This window comes from Sphingobium phenoxybenzoativorans (assembly GCF_001757355.1).
Classification (GTDB): Bacteria; Pseudomonadota; Alphaproteobacteria; order Sphingomonadales; family Sphingomonadaceae; genus Sphingobium; species Sphingobium phenoxybenzoativorans.
On record NZ_MINO01000005.1, the window covers coordinates 111,450 to 129,347 of the forward strand.

21 protein-coding genes are annotated in these 17,898 nt (G+C 64.2%); 12 read left to right on the forward strand and 9 right to left on the reverse strand.

Going from position 1 to position 17,898, the window contains the following annotated elements:
* Positions 1 to 13 precede the first annotated feature (13 nt).
* From BHQ40_RS24930 to BHQ40_RS04600, 4 genes are all read left to right on the forward strand, one after another.
* A complete protein-coding gene (locus tag BHQ40_RS24930) occupies positions 14 to 382 on the forward strand; it encodes an endonuclease domain-containing protein (protein WP_083276701.1) in 369 nt (122 codons plus the stop codon).
* Positions 379 to 1,449: a chorismate synthase gene (aroC, locus tag BHQ40_RS04590; RefSeq protein WP_070153049.1), complete on the forward strand. Its 1,071-nt coding sequence runs from the start codon at positions 379 to 381 to the stop codon at positions 1,447 to 1,449. Before BHQ40_RS24930 ends, aroC begins: the two co-directional genes overlap by 4 nt.
* Positions 1,450 to 1,677: 228 nt before the next feature.
* The gene (locus BHQ40_RS04595; protein WP_070153052.1) at positions 1,678 to 3,009 is read left to right on the forward strand and encodes a dicarboxylate/amino acid:cation symporter; all 1,332 of its coding nucleotides are present in this window, start codon (positions 1,678 to 1,680) and stop codon (positions 3,007 to 3,009) included.
* Positions 3,006 to 3,617, forward strand: a complete 612-nt coding sequence (locus BHQ40_RS04600; protein ID WP_070153055.1) for a Pr6Pr family membrane protein — start codon at positions 3,006 to 3,008, stop codon at positions 3,615 to 3,617. The genes BHQ40_RS04595 and BHQ40_RS04600 overlap by 4 nt, the downstream gene beginning before the upstream one ends.
* Here the strand turns inward: BHQ40_RS04600 and BHQ40_RS04605 are convergent, their stop codons facing one another.
* Entirely contained in the window at positions 3,618 to 4,190 is a 573-nt protein-coding gene (locus BHQ40_RS04605) for an NADPH-dependent FMN reductase (RefSeq protein WP_070153058.1), read from the reverse strand.
* A 229-nt stretch (positions 4,191 to 4,419) separates the two neighbouring features.
* On the opposite strand from BHQ40_RS04605, the gene BHQ40_RS04610 reads away from it, so the two are divergent.
* Entirely contained in the window at positions 4,420 to 5,046 is a 627-nt protein-coding gene (locus tag BHQ40_RS04610; RefSeq protein WP_253183263.1) for a hypothetical protein, read from the forward strand.
* A 10-nt stretch (positions 5,047 to 5,056) separates the two neighbouring features.
* Here BHQ40_RS04610 and BHQ40_RS04615 read toward each other — a convergent pair whose 3' ends face one another.
* The gene (locus BHQ40_RS04615) at positions 5,057 to 5,416 is read right to left on the reverse strand and encodes a DUF2200 domain-containing protein (RefSeq protein WP_070153065.1); all 360 of its coding nucleotides are present in this window, start codon (positions 5,414 to 5,416) and stop codon (positions 5,057 to 5,059) included.
* A 29-nt stretch (positions 5,417 to 5,445) separates the two neighbouring features.
* Positions 5,446 to 6,735 carry an adenylosuccinate synthase gene (locus tag BHQ40_RS04620; RefSeq protein WP_070153070.1) on the reverse strand — a complete coding sequence of 430 codons (1,290 nt, stop codon included), beginning with the start codon at positions 6,733 to 6,735 and terminating at the stop codon, positions 5,446 to 5,448.
* A gap of 354 nt (positions 6,736 to 7,089) precedes the next feature.
* Between BHQ40_RS04620 and BHQ40_RS04625 the strand changes: the two genes are divergently transcribed.
* Entirely contained in the window at positions 7,090 to 7,911 is an 822-nt protein-coding gene (locus tag BHQ40_RS04625) for an alpha/beta hydrolase (protein WP_070153167.1), read from the forward strand.
* Here BHQ40_RS04625 and BHQ40_RS04630 read toward each other — a convergent pair.
* From BHQ40_RS04630 to mddA, 4 genes are all read right to left on the reverse strand, one after another.
* Complete coding sequence (locus BHQ40_RS04630; protein ID WP_070153074.1) at positions 7,898 to 9,034, reverse strand: ATP phosphoribosyltransferase regulatory subunit; 1,137 nt, start codon at positions 9,032 to 9,034, stop codon at positions 7,898 to 7,900. The two genes, BHQ40_RS04625 and BHQ40_RS04630, sit on opposite strands and share 14 nt — an antisense overlap.
* Positions 9,035 to 9,174: 140 nt before the next feature.
* Positions 9,175 to 10,755, reverse strand: coding sequence for a phosphoglycerate dehydrogenase (gene serA / locus BHQ40_RS04635; RefSeq protein WP_070153077.1), 1,581 nt, complete (start codon positions 10,753 to 10,755; stop codon positions 9,175 to 9,177).
* Positions 10,756 to 10,886: 131 nt separating this feature from the next.
* On the reverse strand, positions 10,887 to 12,047 hold the full coding sequence (locus BHQ40_RS04640) for a phosphoserine transaminase (protein WP_070153080.1): 1,161 nt from the start codon (positions 12,045 to 12,047) through the stop codon (positions 10,887 to 10,889).
* 128 nt (positions 12,048 to 12,175) lie between these two features.
* Entirely contained in the window at positions 12,176 to 12,910 is a 735-nt protein-coding gene (mddA, locus tag BHQ40_RS04645) for a methanethiol S-methyltransferase (protein WP_070153083.1), read from the reverse strand.
* Positions 12,911 to 13,084: 174 nt separating this feature from the next.
* Here mddA and BHQ40_RS04650 point away from each other — a divergent pair, with 174 nt between their 5' ends.
* The 6 genes from BHQ40_RS04650 (at position 13,085) to BHQ40_RS04675 (ending at position 16,632) form a co-directional block, all read left to right on the forward strand.
* Positions 13,085 to 13,765 carry an extensin family protein gene (locus BHQ40_RS04650; RefSeq protein ID WP_070153086.1) on the forward strand — a complete coding sequence of 227 codons (681 nt, stop codon included), beginning with the start codon at positions 13,085 to 13,087 and terminating at the stop codon, positions 13,763 to 13,765.
* A gap of 66 nt (positions 13,766 to 13,831) precedes the next feature.
* Positions 13,832 to 14,710, forward strand: a complete 879-nt coding sequence (locus tag BHQ40_RS04655; RefSeq protein ID WP_070153089.1) for an LOG family protein — start codon at positions 13,832 to 13,834, stop codon at positions 14,708 to 14,710.
* A gap of 62 nt (positions 14,711 to 14,772) precedes the next feature.
* Positions 14,773 to 15,294 carry a helix-turn-helix domain-containing protein gene (locus tag BHQ40_RS04660; RefSeq protein ID WP_171905758.1) on the forward strand — a complete coding sequence of 174 codons (522 nt, stop codon included), beginning with the start codon at positions 14,773 to 14,775 and terminating at the stop codon, positions 15,292 to 15,294.
* Positions 15,295 to 15,360: 66 nt separating this feature from the next.
* Positions 15,361 to 15,699, forward strand: coding sequence for a hypothetical protein (locus tag BHQ40_RS04665; protein WP_070153094.1), 339 nt, complete (start codon positions 15,361 to 15,363; stop codon positions 15,697 to 15,699).
* 56 nt (positions 15,700 to 15,755) lie between these two features.
* Positions 15,756 to 16,220 (forward strand): hypothetical protein, encoded by a 465-nt coding sequence (locus BHQ40_RS04670; protein ID WP_083276697.1) that lies wholly within the window; start codon positions 15,756 to 15,758, stop codon positions 16,218 to 16,220.
* Positions 16,189 to 16,632, forward strand: coding sequence for a MarR family transcriptional regulator (locus BHQ40_RS04675; RefSeq protein WP_171905759.1), 444 nt, complete (start codon positions 16,189 to 16,191; stop codon positions 16,630 to 16,632). Before BHQ40_RS04670 ends, BHQ40_RS04675 begins: the two co-directional genes overlap by 32 nt.
* Here BHQ40_RS04675 and BHQ40_RS04680 read toward each other — a convergent pair.
* Both BHQ40_RS04680 and BHQ40_RS04685 read right to left on the reverse strand, forming a co-directional pair.
* On the reverse strand, positions 16,616 to 17,218 hold the full coding sequence (locus BHQ40_RS04680; RefSeq protein WP_070153173.1) for a GNAT family N-acetyltransferase: 603 nt from the start codon (positions 17,216 to 17,218) through the stop codon (positions 16,616 to 16,618). The two genes, BHQ40_RS04675 and BHQ40_RS04680, sit on opposite strands and share 17 nt — an antisense overlap.
* A 19-nt stretch (positions 17,219 to 17,237) precedes the next feature.
* On the reverse strand, positions 17,238 to 17,867 hold the full coding sequence (locus BHQ40_RS04685) for a c-type cytochrome (RefSeq protein ID WP_070153101.1): 630 nt from the start codon (positions 17,865 to 17,867) through the stop codon (positions 17,238 to 17,240).
* Positions 17,868 to 17,898 lie beyond the last annotated feature (31 nt).

Below are 17,898 nucleotides of genomic sequence, written 5' to 3' on the forward strand. Positions count from 1 at the left end.
CCGTGTCCGCAATATGCGCCATGAGGCGACTGAACCCGAAAAGCATTTATGGTCAAAGCTTCGCAACCGGCAGGTCGGCGGACTAAAATTTCCCCGTCAGGCGTGGATCGGACCTTTCATTGCCGATTTCTTCTGCACCGAGGCAGGACTAGTGGTCGAGGTTGACGGCGATACTCACGCTGGTACGGAAGCGCAGGATCAAGGGCGATCCGCTTGGATGGCTGGCGAAGGGTATCATGTTCTGCGCTTTTCCAATGCGGACGTGATGGGAAATATCGAAGGGGTGGTTCAATCAATCTTGGCTGACATATATTCCCGCCCCTCACCCTCCCAAGCCTCCGGCTTGGGTCCCTCCCTCTCCCCCAAGGGGAGAGGGGTATGAGCTTCAACAGCTTCGGCCGTGTATTCCGTTTCTCGACCTGGGGGGAGAGCCATGGCCCCGCTATCGGCGCGGTCGTGGACGGGTGCCCGCCGGGGCTGGCGATCAGCGAGGCTGATATCCAGCCTTTCCTGGACAAGCGTCGGCCTGGCACGTCCAAATTCACTACGCAGCGGCAGGAACCGGATCAGGTCCGCATCCTGTCCGGCGTGTTCGAGGGCAAGACGACCGGTACGCCGATCAGCCTGATGATCGAGAATGTCGACCAGCGGTCGAAGGATTATTCCGACGTCGCCAAGGCGTACCGCCCCGGCCATGCCGACTATGCCTATGACGCCAAATATGGCTTTCGCGACTATCGCGGCGGCGGGCGGTCGAGCGCGCGGGAAACCGCGAGCCGGGTCGCAGCGGGCGCGGTAGCGCGGCTGGTGATCCCGGATGTCGATATCTTCGCCTATGTCAGCGAGATTGGCGGCGATGCGATAGACTATGCCCGGTTCGACGCCGCACAGATTGACGAAAACCCCTTCTTCTGCCCGGACCCCGTTGCTGCGAAGCGCTGGGAAACGCTGGTCGATGGCGCGCGCAAGGACGGATCGTCATTGGGCGCTGTCGTCGAATGCGTCGCCAGCGGCGTGCCCGCCGGCTGGGGGGCACCGCTCTACGCCAAGCTCGACAGCGAGCTTGCGGCGGCGATGATGAGCATCAACGCCGTGAAGGGCGTGGAGATCGGCGATGGATTCGCCGCCGCCCGCCTGCGCGGCGAACAGAATGCGGACCCGATGCGTCCCGGCCCAGACGGCCTTCCCCTGTTCGGCGCGAACCATGCGGGCGGCATTGCGGGCGGCATCTCCACCGGTCAGCCGATCAAGGTCCGCATCGCCTTCAAGCCGACAAGCTCCATCCTGATCCCCGTCGACACCATTACCCGCGAGGGCGAGGCGGCGGACATCATCACCAAAGGACGGCACGACCCCTGCGTCGGCATTCGCGGCGTTCCGGTGGTGGAGGCGATGATGGCCCTTGTGCTGGCCGACCAGATGATGCTGCACCGCGCCCAGTGCGGGTGATTATATCCAGAAAGCAACCGTTCGGGCTGAGCTTGCCGAAGCCCTGCCTTTCCGCGAAGAAGGACGACAAGGGGTCCTCCATACTCCCCATCCCGAACGCAAAATCCGCCCTCGCCTCTCCTCCCACTGGCGGCATGCGTTGCGCCATACGTCTTAGCTTGATAGGCTCGACCAAAGCCTAGACGAACCGGGTCCATCGCAGCCCGACCATGTAAATCCGGGGACCCAATGGCCAAACGCCTTACTTCCTTCATTCTTATCGGCATGCTTCTGGGCGTTATCACCGGTTATGTCGCACATGCCTGGATAGGCCCCAACAAGGAACTGGCGGAGGAGGTCGCTGGCTATTTCCACCTGCTGGCCGACATCTTCCTGCATCTGATCAAGATGATCATCGCGCCGCTGGTGTTCTCCACGCTGGTCGCCGGCATCGCGCATATGGGCGACAGCGCGGCGCTGGGGCGGATCGGCGGGCGGGCGATCGCCTGGTTCATCATCGCCAGCCTGATCTCGCTTTCCATCGGCCTTGTCTCGGTCAATCTGTTCTCGCCTGGCGAAGGGTTGAACCTGGTAAGGAGCGGCGCGGAATCGGGCGTCAATACGGAGGCGCTGAACCTGCGCGACTTCGTGCTGCACGTATTCCCGACATCCATGATCGGCGCGATGGCGGACAATTCCATCCTTCAGATCGTGGTATTCTCCCTGTTCGTCGGCGTCGCTCTGACCGCCATTGGCGAAAAGGGCAAGCCGATCGTCACCGTGGTCGAATCGCTGGTCGAGCTGATGCTGCAGGTGACGGGTTATGTCATGCGCATGGCCCCGGTCGCCGTATTCGGCGCGATCGCATCGTCAATCACTACGCAGGGCCTTGGCGTGCTGGTGACGTTCGGGCAGCTTATCGGCGAATTTTACCTGTCGCTCTCGGTGCTGTGGGCGGTGCTGGCGTTCGTCGGCTTCCTGTTCCTGGGCAAGCGCATGTTCACGCTGGCCCGGTACATCCGGGAGCCTGCGCTGATCGCCTTCTCGACCGCATCGTCGGAGGCCGCCTATCCCAAGATGCTGGAGCAGCTCGACAAGTTCGGCGTGCCGCGCCGTATCTACAGCTTCGTGCTGCCGCTGGGCTACAGTTTCAATCTGGACGGGTCGATGATGTACGCGTCCTTCGCGACGGTGTTCATCGCGCAGGCCTATAATATCGACCTGCCCATCGCGACGCAGATCACCATTCTCCTGGTCCTCATGGTCACCAGCAAGGGCATCGCCGCCGTGCCCCGCGCCTCGCTGGTCGTCGTCGCGGCGACGCTCGGACAGTTCAACCTGCCGGTGGAGGGTGTCGCCTTCATCCTCGCGGTCGATCATTTCATGGACATGGGCCGCACCGCGACCAATGTGATCGGCAACGCCATCGCCACATCCGTCATCACCAAATGGGAAGGCATGCTGGAGGTCGAGGAACCGGAATATGAGGAACGGCCCCACGCCCCATCCCGCACGGCCTCGCACGGACGGGCAGGTCTGGATCTGGCCGAGGATATGGTCAGCGGCAGCCGCAAGAGGTGACCGGGGCGCTGCCCCGGCTGGCGGCGGCGGGCGTCGCCGTCATCGCCTGGGCGGGACTTGGCATACAGTTCGCCGCGACCTTCGGACAGAATGGCTCGGCCGCGCAGACCCTCTGGATATTGCTGCGTTTCTTCACGGTGACGACCAACCTGCTGGTCGCCATCCTGTTCACCGCCCTGGTTGTGGGACGGGCCGTTTCCCCCCGCATGATCACCGGGGTCATGCTGGCGATCATGCTGGTCGGCATCGTCTATATGCTGTTGCTGCGCGGCCTGCTGGACCTCAGCGGCGGCGCGCTCCTGGCCGATATGCTGCTGCACAAGGTGACGCCGGTGCTGGTGCCGCTCTGGTGGCTGGCTTTCGCCGCCAAGGGCGCATCACAGCGCACCGACCCGCTGCTATGGGCGATCTATCCCGCCCTCTATCTGCCCTATGCATTGGCGCGCGGCCTGTCTGGCGACGGCTATGCCTATCCCTTCATCAACGTCGTGAAACTGGGCTGGACGCAGGTCGCCATCAACTGCGCAGCGATTGCCGCCGGTTTCATTCTGGCCGGTTATGCCGTGCTGTGGGTGGATCGGGCGATGGCGCGAACATCCGTCCGCTGATCAGCCCCGGCCGCCTTTCGCCGCCATCGCCCACCAGACCAACTCATCTGCAAACTTCGGAAAGCCGCGCTCCAGCGCCGCGCCGCCCTCACCCATAGGCTGCGCCTTGTCATCGAGCGTCTGGCCGATCTGCCCCACGGTCAGCGTGTTGGGGATGACCGCCATGCCCATGCCGGACAGGGTGACGTGCCACGCTGCGTTGCTGTGCGTCCCCGCCAGACGTCCTGCGGAATAGCTGGCGATGGCGGCGGGCCGCCGGGCGAACTCGGCCAGATAATGATCGACCAGATTTTTAAGGCCCGGCTGCACCCCGCGATTATATTCGCCCGCGACAAAGACGAAGGCGTCCGCCGTGCGCAGCTTTTCCGCCAGCGCGGCCATCGCCTGCGGCGCTTCCCCCGCCGCATAGTCGCTGTACCGCTTGTCGAGCATGGGCAGGCCGACCGCCTTCGCATCGATCAGCTCCGCCATATGCCCAGCCCCGTTGAAACCCGCCACCAGATAGTCGGCCAGGCGGATGCCCATCCGGCCTTCGCGGTAGGAGCCGTAAAGAATGAGGATCGAAAGGGCCATCGGTTCGTCTCTCCATCATGGGGGCGGACAAGACATGCCGCATGCGGAAAAGGCGATCAACCAAGCATCTGTGCAATGGACGCCGCCGCCGAAGCATGATTAGTGTGAGGTCCCGTGACGACTGAGGATAGCCGGGGCCGGATCGTTTTCGATTAAGAAGAAAGGACGGCCAGTGCGCGGATATCTATTTGGGGTCGCAGCCTGCGCGGCGCTCGCCCCCTGCCCAGCCATGGCGGATACGCCCCGTGAAATCCTGACCGTTGCGGCGTTCCAGACAGCCGACAAGGCAACCGCACTGACCCTGATAAACCGCGCGATCGCCACCGCCGACGCCATATTGGCGAAGGCCCCCGGCGACCGGGAGGCGACGCTGCAAAAGGGGATAGGCATCGGCTATCGCGCCAAGCTGACGAAAAGCCGCACTGACGCCCAGACATCCCTGAAGATTTTCGAGGCGTTGGCGGCAAAGGACCCGCGCGATGCGGAGGCGCAGATGGTGGTCGCGGGCTGGCACCTGGACGCCATAGACCAGCTTGGCGGCTTCATCGCCCGCACGGTGCTTGGCGCGCGCAGGGCGATGGGAGATGCCGCGCTGGACCGGGCGGTGGCCCTTGGCCGGAACCGCGCCTTCTTCCCCGGCCTCGCCGCGATGATGACGATCCGGCAGGACAGCGACGATGTGGATGGCGCCCGCAAACTGGCGGAAGCGGCAATCGCGGCCCCGGCCGTCACGCCGCTCGATCAGCTTATGAAACGCAACGCCGCAGCCATCCTCCCCTCCCTTCGCGCCAATAAGGGCAAGGCGGCGGCGGACCTGTCCCGGACATTGTTGCCGTTCGGGCGTTTGAAGGGATGAGCGGCCCGGCCTAGTCCGCCTGCTTCCTCAGGATTTTCTCCATCGCCTTCCCCTTGGCGAGTTCGTCGATCAGCTTGTCCAGATAGCGAATCTCCCGCATTACCGGGTCCTCGACATCCTCAACACGCACACCGCAAACCAGGCCGGTTATCAGCGACCGCGCGGGATTTGGACGGGGGGCGTGCGCAAAGAAATCCTCAAAACTCACCTTGCCGGCCAACGCCTGGTCCAGCGTCTCCTGGCTGTGCCCGGTCAGCCAGCAGATGACAGCATCAACTTCCGCCTTTGTCCGTCCCTTCTTCTCCGCCTTGGCGACATAGTGCGGATAGACGCTGGCGACGCTGACCGAATAGATACGATGCTTCGTCATACGTCCTCCTCAAGCGTTGAGGCGTAAACTTAATCCGCGAAGGGATCGCGCACCAGAATCGTGTCGTCACGCTGGGGAGAGGTCGACACCAGCGTCACCGGGCAGCCGATCAGCTCCTCGATCCGGCGGATATATTTGATCGCCTGTGCGGGAAGATCAGCCCAGCTCCGCGCGCCAGCCGTCGTATCCTGCCAACCCTCGATGGTTTCATAGACCGCCTCGGCCTTCGCCTGATCCTGGCTGTGGGCGGGCAGATAATCATAATGCCGGTCACCGATCCGGTATCCGGTGCAGATTTTCAGCTCGTCAAAGCCGTCCAGCACGTCGAGCTTGGTCAGCGCGATGCCGGTTACGCCGGATACCGCAACCGACTGGCGCACCAGCACGGCGTCGAACCAGCCGCAACGGCGCTTGCGGCCCGTGACGGTGCCGAATTCATGCCCGCGCGTGCCCAGCCGCTCACCGACCTCATTCTCCTGCTCGCTTGGGAACGGGCCGGAGCCGACGCGCGTGGTGTAAGCCTTCACAATCCCAAGCACGAAGCCGACCGCAGAGGGGCCAAGGCCCGATCCGCCCGCCGCCGTCCCGGCAATGGTGTTGGACGAAGTGACGAAGGGATAGGTACCGTGATCGACATCGAGCAGCACCCCCTGCGCGCCCTCGAACAAGATGCGGTCGCCGCGCTTCTTGGCTTCGTTAAGGGTCAGCCAGACGGGTCTCGCGAACGGCAGGATGAAGTCGGCGATAGCGCGCAGTTCGGCCATCAGCGCGTCGCGATCGATCGGCGGCTCGTTGAAGCCCGCGCGCAAGGCGTCATGATGCGCCGTCAGCCGGTCAATCTGCGGGCCGAGATCGTCGAGATGGGCAAGGTCGCACACGCGAATGGCACGGCGACCGACCTTGTCCTCATAGGCCGGGCCGATGCCGCGGCGGGTCGTGCCGATCTTGCCAGCGCCGCTCGCATCCTCGCGCAGACCGTCAAGGTCGCGGTGGAACGGCAGGATCAGCGGGCAGGTCTCGGCGATCTGCAGATTTTCCGGCGTGATGGTGACGCCCTGCCCCGCGAGCTTGGCGACCTCCTCCTTGAAGTGCCAGGGATCGAGGACAACGCCATTGCCGATCACCGACAGCGTGCCGCGCACGATGCCGGAGGGAAGCAGGGACAGCTTGTAGACATTTTCGCCCACGACCAGCGTGTGCCCGGCATTATGCCCGCCCTGAAAGCGCACGACGACATCGGCGCGCTCCGCCAGCCAATCGACGATCTTGCCTTTGCCCTCATCGCCCCACTGGGCGCCGATCACGGTCACATTTGCCATGGATATACGACTCCGCCCTGCCAGAGCGAACCCAGGCCGCCCTTCGACAGGACTCGGCGGCCGGGCATGAATCGGTTGGGCATACGCCCTGCGGGGCGGCGGTTAGCCCCCCGCGCCGGAGGCGTCAAGCGCTCCATGATGGATGCGGCGCGGGATGGGGCGTTACACTTTATGACAAATGTGGACCTTTACCCGCCCCTCCCTGCAAGGCGATATCTGGCGCATCGATAGGCTGCGGGAATTGCAACGATGCGCAGATTGATCCTTGCCGGTCTGGCTGTCTGGTTCGTCGCGACAATGCTGATGCCGATGCACAGCCACATCGCGACTGCCGGGCCGTTGCGCGACCGGCTGATGCAGCGGCGGCAGGCCGATCCACCGCCACCCGCGCAGGAAATGGCCTATGGCGCCGATCCTTTGCAAAAGCTGGATTTCTGGAGAGCGGCGCAACCCGGTCCGCCCCCGCCCCTGGTGATTTTCGTGCATGGCGGCGGATGGAAACGCGGCGACAAGGATAACGCCACCGGTGGGACGAAGGTGACGCATTTCCTCGGTCTGGGCTATGCCTTCGCCTCAATCGATTACCGGCTGGTTCCCGCAAATACCGTCGAACAGCAGGCCCAGGACGTCGCCAACGCCACCGCCTGGCTGATCGCGCGGGCGGGCGAGCTTGGCTTCGATCCGCGCCGCGTCGCCATCATGGGGCATAGCGCGGGCGCGCATCTGGCCGCTCTGGTCGGCACGGACATGCGCTATCTGACGAAGGCCGGTCTTGGCCCCGATGCGATCCGGGGCGTGATTCCGCTGGACGGGGCGGCCTATGACGTGCCCCGCCAGATCGCCGAGGGCGGCCGCTTCATGCGTGACACCTACCTGCAGGCTTTCGGGGACGATCCCATACGGCAGAAGGCGCTATCGCCGACATATCAGGCCGCAAAGCCCAATGCCCCGCGCTTCCTGATTCTCCATGTCCAACGGGAGGATGGCGCGGCGCAGTCGGAGGCGCTGGCGGCGGCATTGCGGAAGGCGGGAACGCCCGTCGAAGTGAAGGGCTTTGAGGGTACAGGACTACGCGGCCATATGCAGATCAACCGCTCTTTGGGCGACCCGAACTATGCCGCAACGCCTGTGGTGGACGCCTGGCTGGCCGAAGCGTTCGCTCTCAATAGGCGCTGAGCGCCCCACCTTCGAGCCAGTGCGTGCAGCCAAGCGCCGCGCCATCCTCGCCTTCGGACAAGGCGGCAATCGTCTGCCAACCTTCCGCCCGTAGCTTCGCCGCCTGCTCCCCATCATGGCCGATGGGCAGGAACACCCGCCGCGCCTCCACCCGGCCGAACCCGGCGTCGATCAGCGGGTCGGGATAGAGGGAGAAGCCCATTGCAGGCTCCTCGCTGCCATCGGGCCGGACAATGGCGTAGCTGCCGCCACGGCCGATCTCTCCGACAAACCCCTCGGCGAAAATCGAGAAGCCGAACCAGAGCTGATATTCGAAGCCGTGCCGCTCCGTGGGGTCGAGCGTCAGGGTGATGTCCCAGCCGATGGGCTTGGCAATGGCGCGCAGGCCCGCAATACGGCTGGCGAGCGCGCCGCCGATGTCGAGCGCCTCCAGCTTCTCCATCGCGGCGTGGAACGGCCCCGCCGCCTCGATCAGCGGCAGATAGGCGGCAGGCCCCTCGCCCAGCGCAACAAGCGCCCCCGCATCCTTCGCGTCCAGTTCGGCCCGCACGCTCTCAATCTCGTCCTCGCTCAGCGGCAACGGACCGGCGGCCAGCGTATCGATCAGATCCGGCAGAGTGAAGTCGATGGTGATGCCAGTAACCCCGGCGGCCTGCAGCGCCTCGATCGCGACATTGACGATTTCTACGGCGGCAGCGACGCTGTCCGTGCCGATCAGTTCCGCACCGACCTGCAACCGCTCCCGCTCCGGCCGTAACTGGTTGGCGCGCAGGCGAACGACGGGGCCGGAATAGGACAGGCGCAGGGGCCGCTGCGCCCCGGCAAGGCGGGTGGTGGCGATGCGGCCGACCTGCGCCGTCATGTCCGGCCGGATGGCGAGAGTCCGCTGCGACACCGGATCTACGACGCGCAGCAAGTCCTGCGCCCGCGCCGACTTCAACCGGCCAATCAATGTTTCCTCGAATTCCGCGAGCGGCGGCATCACCCGGTCATAGCCATGGGCCGCCAGGGTATCGAGAACCTTGCGCGCCAACCGCGCGGACGCCTCCGCTTGCGGCGGCAGGCGGTCGGAAAGGCCCTCAGGCAACAAGCCCTGGGCGCCACGGGGCGGAGCGGCAGTCATGGATGGGCCTTTAGCGGATTTGGCGCGCTTATCCACCCTCCGTTCGTCCTGAGCCTGTCGAAGGACTGCCCTTATCCTGGAAAAGATCAGGACAAGGCTTCGACAAGCTCAGCCCGAACGGAATTTGGGTATGAAGTGACTTAGGCGAAACGCAGCAGCTTCACCGTGTTCACGCCAGCCAGGTTGCAGATTTCCCAGCGCAGCGGCTCGGTGACGGTGCCATCGACGGACAGAAGCAGAACCGCCTCCCCGCCCTGGTTGCGGCGGCCGAGATGGAAGGTGCCGATATTCACTTCCGCAGCGCCCAAGGTAGAGCCGAGGCGGCCGATGAAGCCCGGCGCATCCTTGTTGACGATATAGAGCATCGTCCCGGCAAGGTCCGCCTCCACCTTGATGCCGAACAGTTCGACAAGGCGCGGCTGCGCATGGCCAAACAGGGTGCCCGCGACCGACCGCTCACCGCTGTCCGTGGTGACGGTGACGCGGACCAGCGTCTGATAATCGCCCTCGCGGTCATGACGCACCTCGCGCACGTCCAGACCGCGCTCCTTGGCCAGGAACGGCGCGTTGACCATGTTCACCGTGTCCGAATAGACGCGCATCAGGCCGGCGAGCACGGCGGCGGTGATCGGCTTGGGATTGAGTTCGGCGGCGTGGCCCTCAACCTCAACCGCAACGCCCTTGATGCCGTCGCCCTCAAGTTGACCGATCAGGCTGCCCAGCTTTTCGGCCAGCGCCATATAGGGCTTCAGCTTCGGCGCTTCCTCGGCCGACAGGCTGGGCACGTTGAGGGCGTTGGTGACGCCGCCGTCCAGCAGATAGTCGGAGAGCTGCTCTGCAACCTGGATCGCGACATTGACCTGCGCCTCGTCGGTCGATGCGCCCAGATGCGGCGTCGATACGAAGTTGGGCGTGCCGAACAGCGGACTTTCCTTCGCCGGTTCGGTCACGAACACGTCGAGCGCCGCGCCGCCGATATGGCCGCTGTCCAGCCCTTCCTTCAGCGCAGCCTCGTCGATCAGGCCGCCGCGCGCGCAGTTGACGATCCGCACGCCCTTCTTGGTCTTGGCGAGGTTTTCTTTCGACAGGATATTGCGCGTCTGGTCGGTCAGCGGCGTGTGCAGCGTGATGAAGTCCGCCTTCGCCAGCAGCTCGTCCAGCGTCGCCTTCTCCACGCCCATATCGATGGCGCGCTCCGGCGTCAGGAACGGGTCGTAAGCGACGACCTTCATGCGCAGGCCGAGCGCGCGGTCGGCGACGATCGAACCGATATTGCCTGCGCCGATCAGGCCCAGCACCTTGCCAGTGACCTCAACGCCCATGAAGCGGTTCTTCTCCCACTTGCCGGCCTGGGTGGAGGCGTCGGCTTCGGGAAGCTGGCGGGCGAGCGCGAACATCAGGGCGATGGCGTGCTCGGCGGTGGTGATCGAGTTGCCGAACGGGGTGTTCATCACCACCACGCCCTTCGACGAAGCGTAGGGGATATCGACATTGTCGACGCCGATACCGGCGCGGCCGATAACCTTAAGGTTCGTGGCGGCGTCGAGGATTTCCTTCGTCACCTTGGTCGAGGAACGGATGGCGAGACCGTCATAATCGCCGATGATCGCCTTCAATTCTTCGGGCGTCTTGCCGGTGATCTCGTCGACCTGCACGCCGCGATCACGGAAGATCTGGGCGGCCTTCGGGTCCATTTTGTCGCTGATTAATACTTTGGGCATTTGGGTTATCCTTAGATCTGAAATCTCGTCATCCCGGCGAAAGCCGGGACACATGTGCGTCCTGGCAATGCCTGAGCGCGGGGAGAGATGGGTTCCGGCTTTCGCCGGAATGACGATTAATGGAGGAGAGCTTAGGCCGCCTTGGCGGTGGCGTAGGCCCAGTCGAGCCACGGTCCCAGCGCTTCAATATCCGCCGTGTCGACCGTCGCGCCGCACCAGATGCGCAGGCCCGCCGGGGCGTCGCGATAGCCCGCGACGTCATAGGCAGCGCCTTCCTTCTCCAGCAGCCCGGCAAAGGTCTTGATGAACGCCTCGTCCGCGCCCTCTACCGTCAGGCAGACGCTCGTCTTGGAGCGCGAGTCCGCATCGGTCGCGAGATGGCCAAGCCAGTCCCGCTCCGCCACGATCTTGTCCAGCGCGGCCGCATTGGCGTCGGACCGCTTGATCAGACCTGCCGATCCGCCAACCGACTTGCCCCATTCCAGCGCGAAGATCGCGTCCTCCACCGCCAGCATCGACGGGGTGTTGATGGTCTCGCCCTTGAACACGCCCTCGGCAAGCTTGCCCTTGGAAACGAGACGGAACACCTTGGGCAACGGCCATGCGGGCGTGTAGGTCTCCAGCCGCTCGACGGCGCGGGGGCCAAGGATCAGCACGCCGTGCGCGCCCTCGCCGCCCAGCACCTTTTGCCAGGAGAAGGTGGCGACGTCGATTTTCGCCCAGTCGATGTCATAGGCGAATACGGCGCTGGTCGCGTCGGCGAAGGACAGCCCTTCGCGGTCCGCCGGGATGAAGTCCGCATTCGGCACGCGCACGCCCGAAGTCGTGCCGTTCCAGGTGAACAGGACGTCGTTCGACCAGTCGATCTGCGACAGGTCGGGAAGCTGGCCATAATCCGCCCTGACGATGGTCGGGTTCAGGTTGAGTTGCTTGGCGGCGTCCGTCACCCAGCCCTCGCCGAAGCTTTCCCAGGCGACGGCGGTGACGGGCTTCGCGCCCAGCATCGTCCACATCGCCATTTCGAAAGCGCCCGTGTCGGAACCCGGCACGATGCCGATACGGTGCGTCTCCGGCAGGCGCAGCAGCTCGCGCATCAGGTCGATGCAATAGGCGAGGCGCGTCTTGCCGATCTTGGCGCGATGCGAGCGGCCGAGCGATTCGGTGGCCAGCTTGGCGGCGCTCCAGCCCGGAGGCTTGGCGCAGGGACCCGAGGAGAAATAGGGGCGAGCCGGCTTGGTTGCGGGCTTGGCGGCGGGCGCAATAGTGGCGCCAGCTTCGGTAACGTCAGTCATGTAATGCGTCTCCTTGCAGAGAGCACGCGCGGCGTTGGGACCGCGTGGCCCGCCGGCGCTCCTAAAGAGTTCCGGTTAATAGTCAACCACCAAGGAGGAGGAGACGAAGGTCGAAGCTGGAGACTGGCCTAACGTCTCAGGCGAGGGGCCAGCATGCCGACCCGTCCGCGATACGCCACATATTTTTCGCCGAACAATGCCGTCAGATCTCGCTCCTCATGACGGATCGCGATCAGAATATAGATGGTCATCCCGACCGCCAGCAGCAAATGTCCCACCGTCATCCTGGGCGTCGCCCAAAAGGCGAGGATGAAGCCGCTATAGAGCGGATGACGGACAAGCCGATAGAAGAATGGCGTGCGGAATACCGGCTCTGTCGCGCCATGACCCAGCATATTGCTCCACACCTGTTTCAGCCCGAACAGTTCGAAATGGCTGATGAGGAATGTGCTGAGCAACACGATCAGCCAACCCAGTGCGAAGATGGCGAGCAGCAACATCGCCAGCGGCCCGCTCCCCGCATCCCACAAAACTGCGGGGATCGGATGCCAAACATGGCAGAGCAGCATGAGAACGATGCTGGCGGACAGCACATAGACGCTGCGTTCGACCGGTTCGGGCACGACGCGCGTCCAGGCGCGCTTGAATGCGGGCCGCGCCATCACGCTATGCTGCACACCGAACAGGGCGATGAGGAAAATGTCGATCGCAGCGGCCTGCCACACCGGCAGGATTGGCCGGCCTTGGTCGACAGTAAATGGCACCAGCGGAAAATTGCCAACAAAAGCAATAAAATACAGAAAGGCGGCGAAGAATATCAGATAGGATATTATGCCGAACACAAGATAAGCGAAGCGGTTCATTGCTCGACTCCCCCTGTTTATCTGTCCCTTTACACCCGATGAAGAGGGACTCCAAAGGCCCTTTTCGGCGCATGGGGCGTGAGCGGAGCACAAGCCGTTCAAATCAGCGCGAAATTGCATATTCCGGCAGCTTAATTGTGGCGCGCTAACCATGATATGCTATAGCCCGGCGCCATGCGGGCCAGCCGGGTTATCCAGATCGTTTCCGCCAAGCGCCGTTCAATCGCTGCGCTGGCGATCCTTTCCCTTCTCGCGGGATGCTCCGTGGGTCCAAAGTCTGGGCGGCGACCCGGCACAACGCCCCATGTTTCAGCGGCGCAGGCGGAGGAAACGCGGCAATGCATGGGCAGGCTGGCGTCCACCGGCATCATGTTCGAACGGCTGCCCGACAAAAGCTATGGTGGCGGGTGCAGTGCGATCGGCGCGGTGAAGCTGACGGATATCGGCGTTCCCACCAGCAATCTCGGCGCGATGACATGCGGCCTCGCCGCCAATTTTTCCGCCTGGGCGCGTTATGGCGTGACGCCCGCCGCGCGGCTCATCCTGGGCAGCGAACTGGTGAAGGTGGAAACCTTCGGCACCTATAACTGCCGCCCCATTGCGGGCAGTTCGAAGCTCAGCGAACATGCCAGCAGCAATGCGGTCGATGTCGCTGCATTCACTCTCGCCGACGGTCGCCGCATTGACATTCGTGCCGGCTGGAACAGCAATGACGAACGGGTGCGGGAGTTTCTGCGCGTGGTCCGGACAAGCGCCTGCAAGCGGTTCCGCACAGTGCTCAGCCCGGATTACAACGCCGCACATCACGACCATCTGCATTTCGATATGGGCGGGAAAGGCGGCTATTGCCGCTGACGGGTCGGGCGCGGCTATTATGGCTCACACCTTGGCAGGCGCCGCCCGGATCGCTACCTGCGCCTCATGACAAAAAAAGAAATAGAGGAACGCAAGTTCCGCCCCGCGCGGCAGGAAGCGCGTGACGCCCAGAAGGCGATAGAAACCCCGCAGACCAGCAGCGCCGCATACCGGCTGGCGTTCCAGGACACGGAATTTCTCCTGCGGGAGGACCTGCGCCCGGTGCGGTTTCAACTGGAGCTGTTGAAGCCCGAACTCTTGCTTGATGAAGCGAAAATCGAGTCCACTTTCGTTTTTTACGGGTCGGCGCGCATCCCTGAGCCGGAGGCGGCGCAGGCTCGCATCGATGCGGCGACCGATGACCGGCAGCGGCTGATCGCCGAGAATCTGGCGAAGAAGGCGCGTTACTATGACGAAGCGCGCAAGCTTGCGCGGATCGCGGCGGATTATCCGCCCAATGAGGCCGGATGCCGTCATTTCGTCGTCTGTTCAGGCGGCGGCCCCTCGATCATGGAAGCGGCCAATCGCGGCGCGGACGACGCCGGCGCTCAGTCGATCGGCATGAATATCGTTCTGCCCCACGAGCAGGCGCCCAACTCCTATGTCACCCCGGAATTGAGCTTCCAGTTCCATTATTTCGCGCTGCGCAAGATGCATTTCCTGCTGCGCGCGCGGGCGCTGGCGGTTTTCCCCGGCGGCTTTGGCACCTTCGACGAGTTTTTCGAACTGCTGACTCTGGTGCAGACCGGCAAGATGAAGCCGATCCCGATCCTTCTGTTCGGCCGGGAATTCTGGACGCGGGTCGTCGATTTCTCCGCTCTGGCGGAGGAGGGAGTCATCTCGGAGGCGGACCTCGACCTGATTACCTGGGTGGAAACGGCCGAAGAAGGTTGGCGCGCCGTGTGCGATTTCTATAAGGATGATGCGATGCCCGGTTGCGGGTGAGATGCATCCATTCCTGAGGCTTACGCTACCCACCGCTTCTTTCGCCTGCCTATAGCGGTCATGTGCCGGACGAAATGCCATATGCCCTGACGGAAGGTCAGAAGGCCTGCCTTCGCCTCGTCGCGAAAGGCATGTCGTCCAAGGAGATCGCCAAGGAACTGAACCTCACGCCCTTGACCGTCGATACCTATGTAAAGGCGGCCATGGCGCGGACCGGCGCGACCAACCGCCGGGATGCGGCGCGGCGATTGCAGGATTTGGAGCACTCCCAAAAATCAGGATCACCACCGGCGTCCATTGCACAGGCCGCCTCCCCGCCCGATGACTGGTCGCCGACGCAACATGGGGGACAGCATGGCGCGGCAGGTGGCGGTGAGTGGCGCGACGCGGGCGAAAAGCCCGGACCGCCACAGGGCGCGCGGCCACGCTGGTCATGGCGGGTTCCCCCTTTTGGAGGACGCCAGCATGACCTGAATGTCTCCGAGACCCTCGCCCAGATCGCCAAGGTGGCGATCGTCGCGGCCCTGGCGATGTCCGCCATCGTCACTTTGATCGAGGGAGCGATGCATCTTCTCAGCACCTGAAGATGCTCCCCCACTTCCCATGCGACACCCAAGCCAACGCGCCGTCCGGGCGCGAAAGGAGAAGCCATGCCCACTTTCACCTATGCCGCCGGTCACACCGTTGCCGCCGATGTCCGCAACGTGTTTTCCGGGATAGACGGCGCATTGCTCAACACCGCGCGGTTGACCGTATCGCTGCTGGAAGCCAGCGAGGGAGCCGACCTGTCCGCCGCAAAGGGCCAGAAGGTGCTCGAATCGGTGGCCGCCGGTTTCAACAAGGTGGTCGAGGGCCGCAAGGAGATCATGACCGCGCACCGCGCGCTCACGGTCATCAAGGGCGAGAGCAATCTCAGCGTCGTGGACTATGGATGCCTCGGCTCCGGGCCGCTGGCCTCGGCCGCGGACGTCCCGGCATCGGCGGCGTGAGGGCGTCCGGCCATTACGCCTTGACCGGCATGATCCCGTCGTGATCGGGTCCGGCCATGGCCACCATGCAGCTTTCCTTTCTCGCCCTGCTTCTGTTGAGTTGCGGCTACGCATTTCTGCGGGGCGGGCGGGATGGCCGGTGGGCGGCCTTTCTATTGATGTCGGCGGCAATGCTGACCATCCCCGCGTCATGGATAGACGTCCACTGGGCCAGCACCAACATGGCGGTTTTTGCGGTCGATCTCGCCCTGCTGGCCGGTCTCCTCATCCTGGCGCTGCGCAGCCACAGCTATTGGCCGATATGGATGGCGGCCTTCCACGCGCTGAGCGTGTGCACGCATATCGCGACCGCTATCAATCCGGTCTTTGTACCGAAAGTCTATCAGGCGCTGGAAAGCTTCTGGAGCATACCGGTCCAGCTCGTCATGCCCTTTGGCATCATGCTGGACGATTATGCCAGGGGGAGGCGGCAGCGTTCCGGGAACGGGCATGAACTTCACAACCGGCAAGATGGAGCCTGATCCATCCGGGCGCGCAATCACCGAACGTACCGGCGACACCGGCCGCCCCGTCCCCGCTGAATATGCCGGGGAAGGCTATCTGGTCCTTGCAAAAGCCGCCAGAAATATTCTCCGCAACCGCCGCCTGCGGGGCAGATATCTGCCCGCCGACCTGTTTGCGGATCCGGCCTGGGACATCCTGCTCGACCTGTTCGCCGCCAGCGCCGAAGGACAGTCGGTTTCAGTCACGAGCGCCTGCGTGGCGGCGGCGGTTCCGGTGACGACGGCGCAGCGCTGGCTTCGTGAGCTGGAGCGGCAGGGCCTGGTCGAACGGCAGCACGACAATGGAGACCGGCGGCGGGTGCTGGTGCGGATCAGCGGCGCGGGCCGCGACGCGATTGCCGCATGGCTGACCGCTACCGGAGGGACTTGAGCCAGAACTGCATGGGATGCTGGGTTTCCACGGAATCGCCCACATCGCGCCAGCCAAATGCGCCGGTCATGCCCTCGACCGGAGCAAAGCCGCGCCGCCGCCAGAAGGGATCGAGCGGCGCGTAATCCGTTGGCCGCGCCGGATGGTCCGGGGGCCGTATGACCGCGCAGAAGCTGGCATGGGCGAAGCCCAATTCCCGCGCGCGCGCTTCCCGCCGGTCAAAAAAGGCGTGGCCCACGCCCCGGCCGCGATATTCGGGAAGCAGCACTGATTCCCCGAAATAATAGATGTCGGCGATATCCATGCCCCGGTCGCGGAACGGCGCGGCAAATTCCGCCGCATGGTCGGCCATCGGAGCCGCCGTGGCCGCGCCGACCAGCCGGTCGCCGTCGAATGCCCCGGCAACCAGCGCGCCGCCGCTCTCCGCATAGGCGCTGAGATAATCGCGCTCATAGGCGCGGTCCCCCTCATAGAGATAGGGGAAAGCCCGGAAAACAGCGATGCGCAGATCAGCCAGACCGTCCAGCGCATCGATCAGCGATGCGCCGGTCAGGTCGCGGACGGCAATGGCGGACGATCCGGCCATGCCATCCGCCACGATCAGATCATTCGGCGGCGTTGGCCGCCTCGGCCGGAGCGGCGGCATTGCCCTCGCCCTCCGCGGCGTTCGCCGCGCCCGCATTGTCGCCAGCGGCGGCGGGAGCCGCGTCGGCGGCCGGCAGCGGCAGGTTGGAGCCCTGCGTATTGAGATAAGCGATCAGGTTGGCACGATCGACCGGATTGCCCAGACCCGCAAAGGTCATCTTCGTGCCCGGCGCATATTCACGCGGAGAAGTGAGCCAGTGATCCAGCGCCTCGAACGTCCAGGTGCCGCCCTTCGACTTCAGCGCGTCGGAGAAAGCGAAACCGCCACGGCCCGTCGCAACCTTGTCACCCACCACTTCGTGCAGGTTCGGGCCGATGCCGTTCGCGCCGCCAGCGGCGATGGTGTGGCAGGCCGCGCACTTGGCGAACACCTTCTCACCCGCCGCCACGTCGGAGCTTGCGAGCAGCGTGTTGAGGCCCGGACCGGCAGCGGCCCCTTCGCCGCCTTCGGCTTCGACGCCCTCAATTTCATAGCCCATCTTCTCTGGACGCTCTTCATGGAAGAACTTGCTGCTGACGATGCCGCCGCCGAGCGCAATGATGCCCGCGAACAACGCCCAACCGGCAATAGTATTGAAACGATCGTCCATGCGTCCGATTTCCTCCCGATTCTTCGCCAGC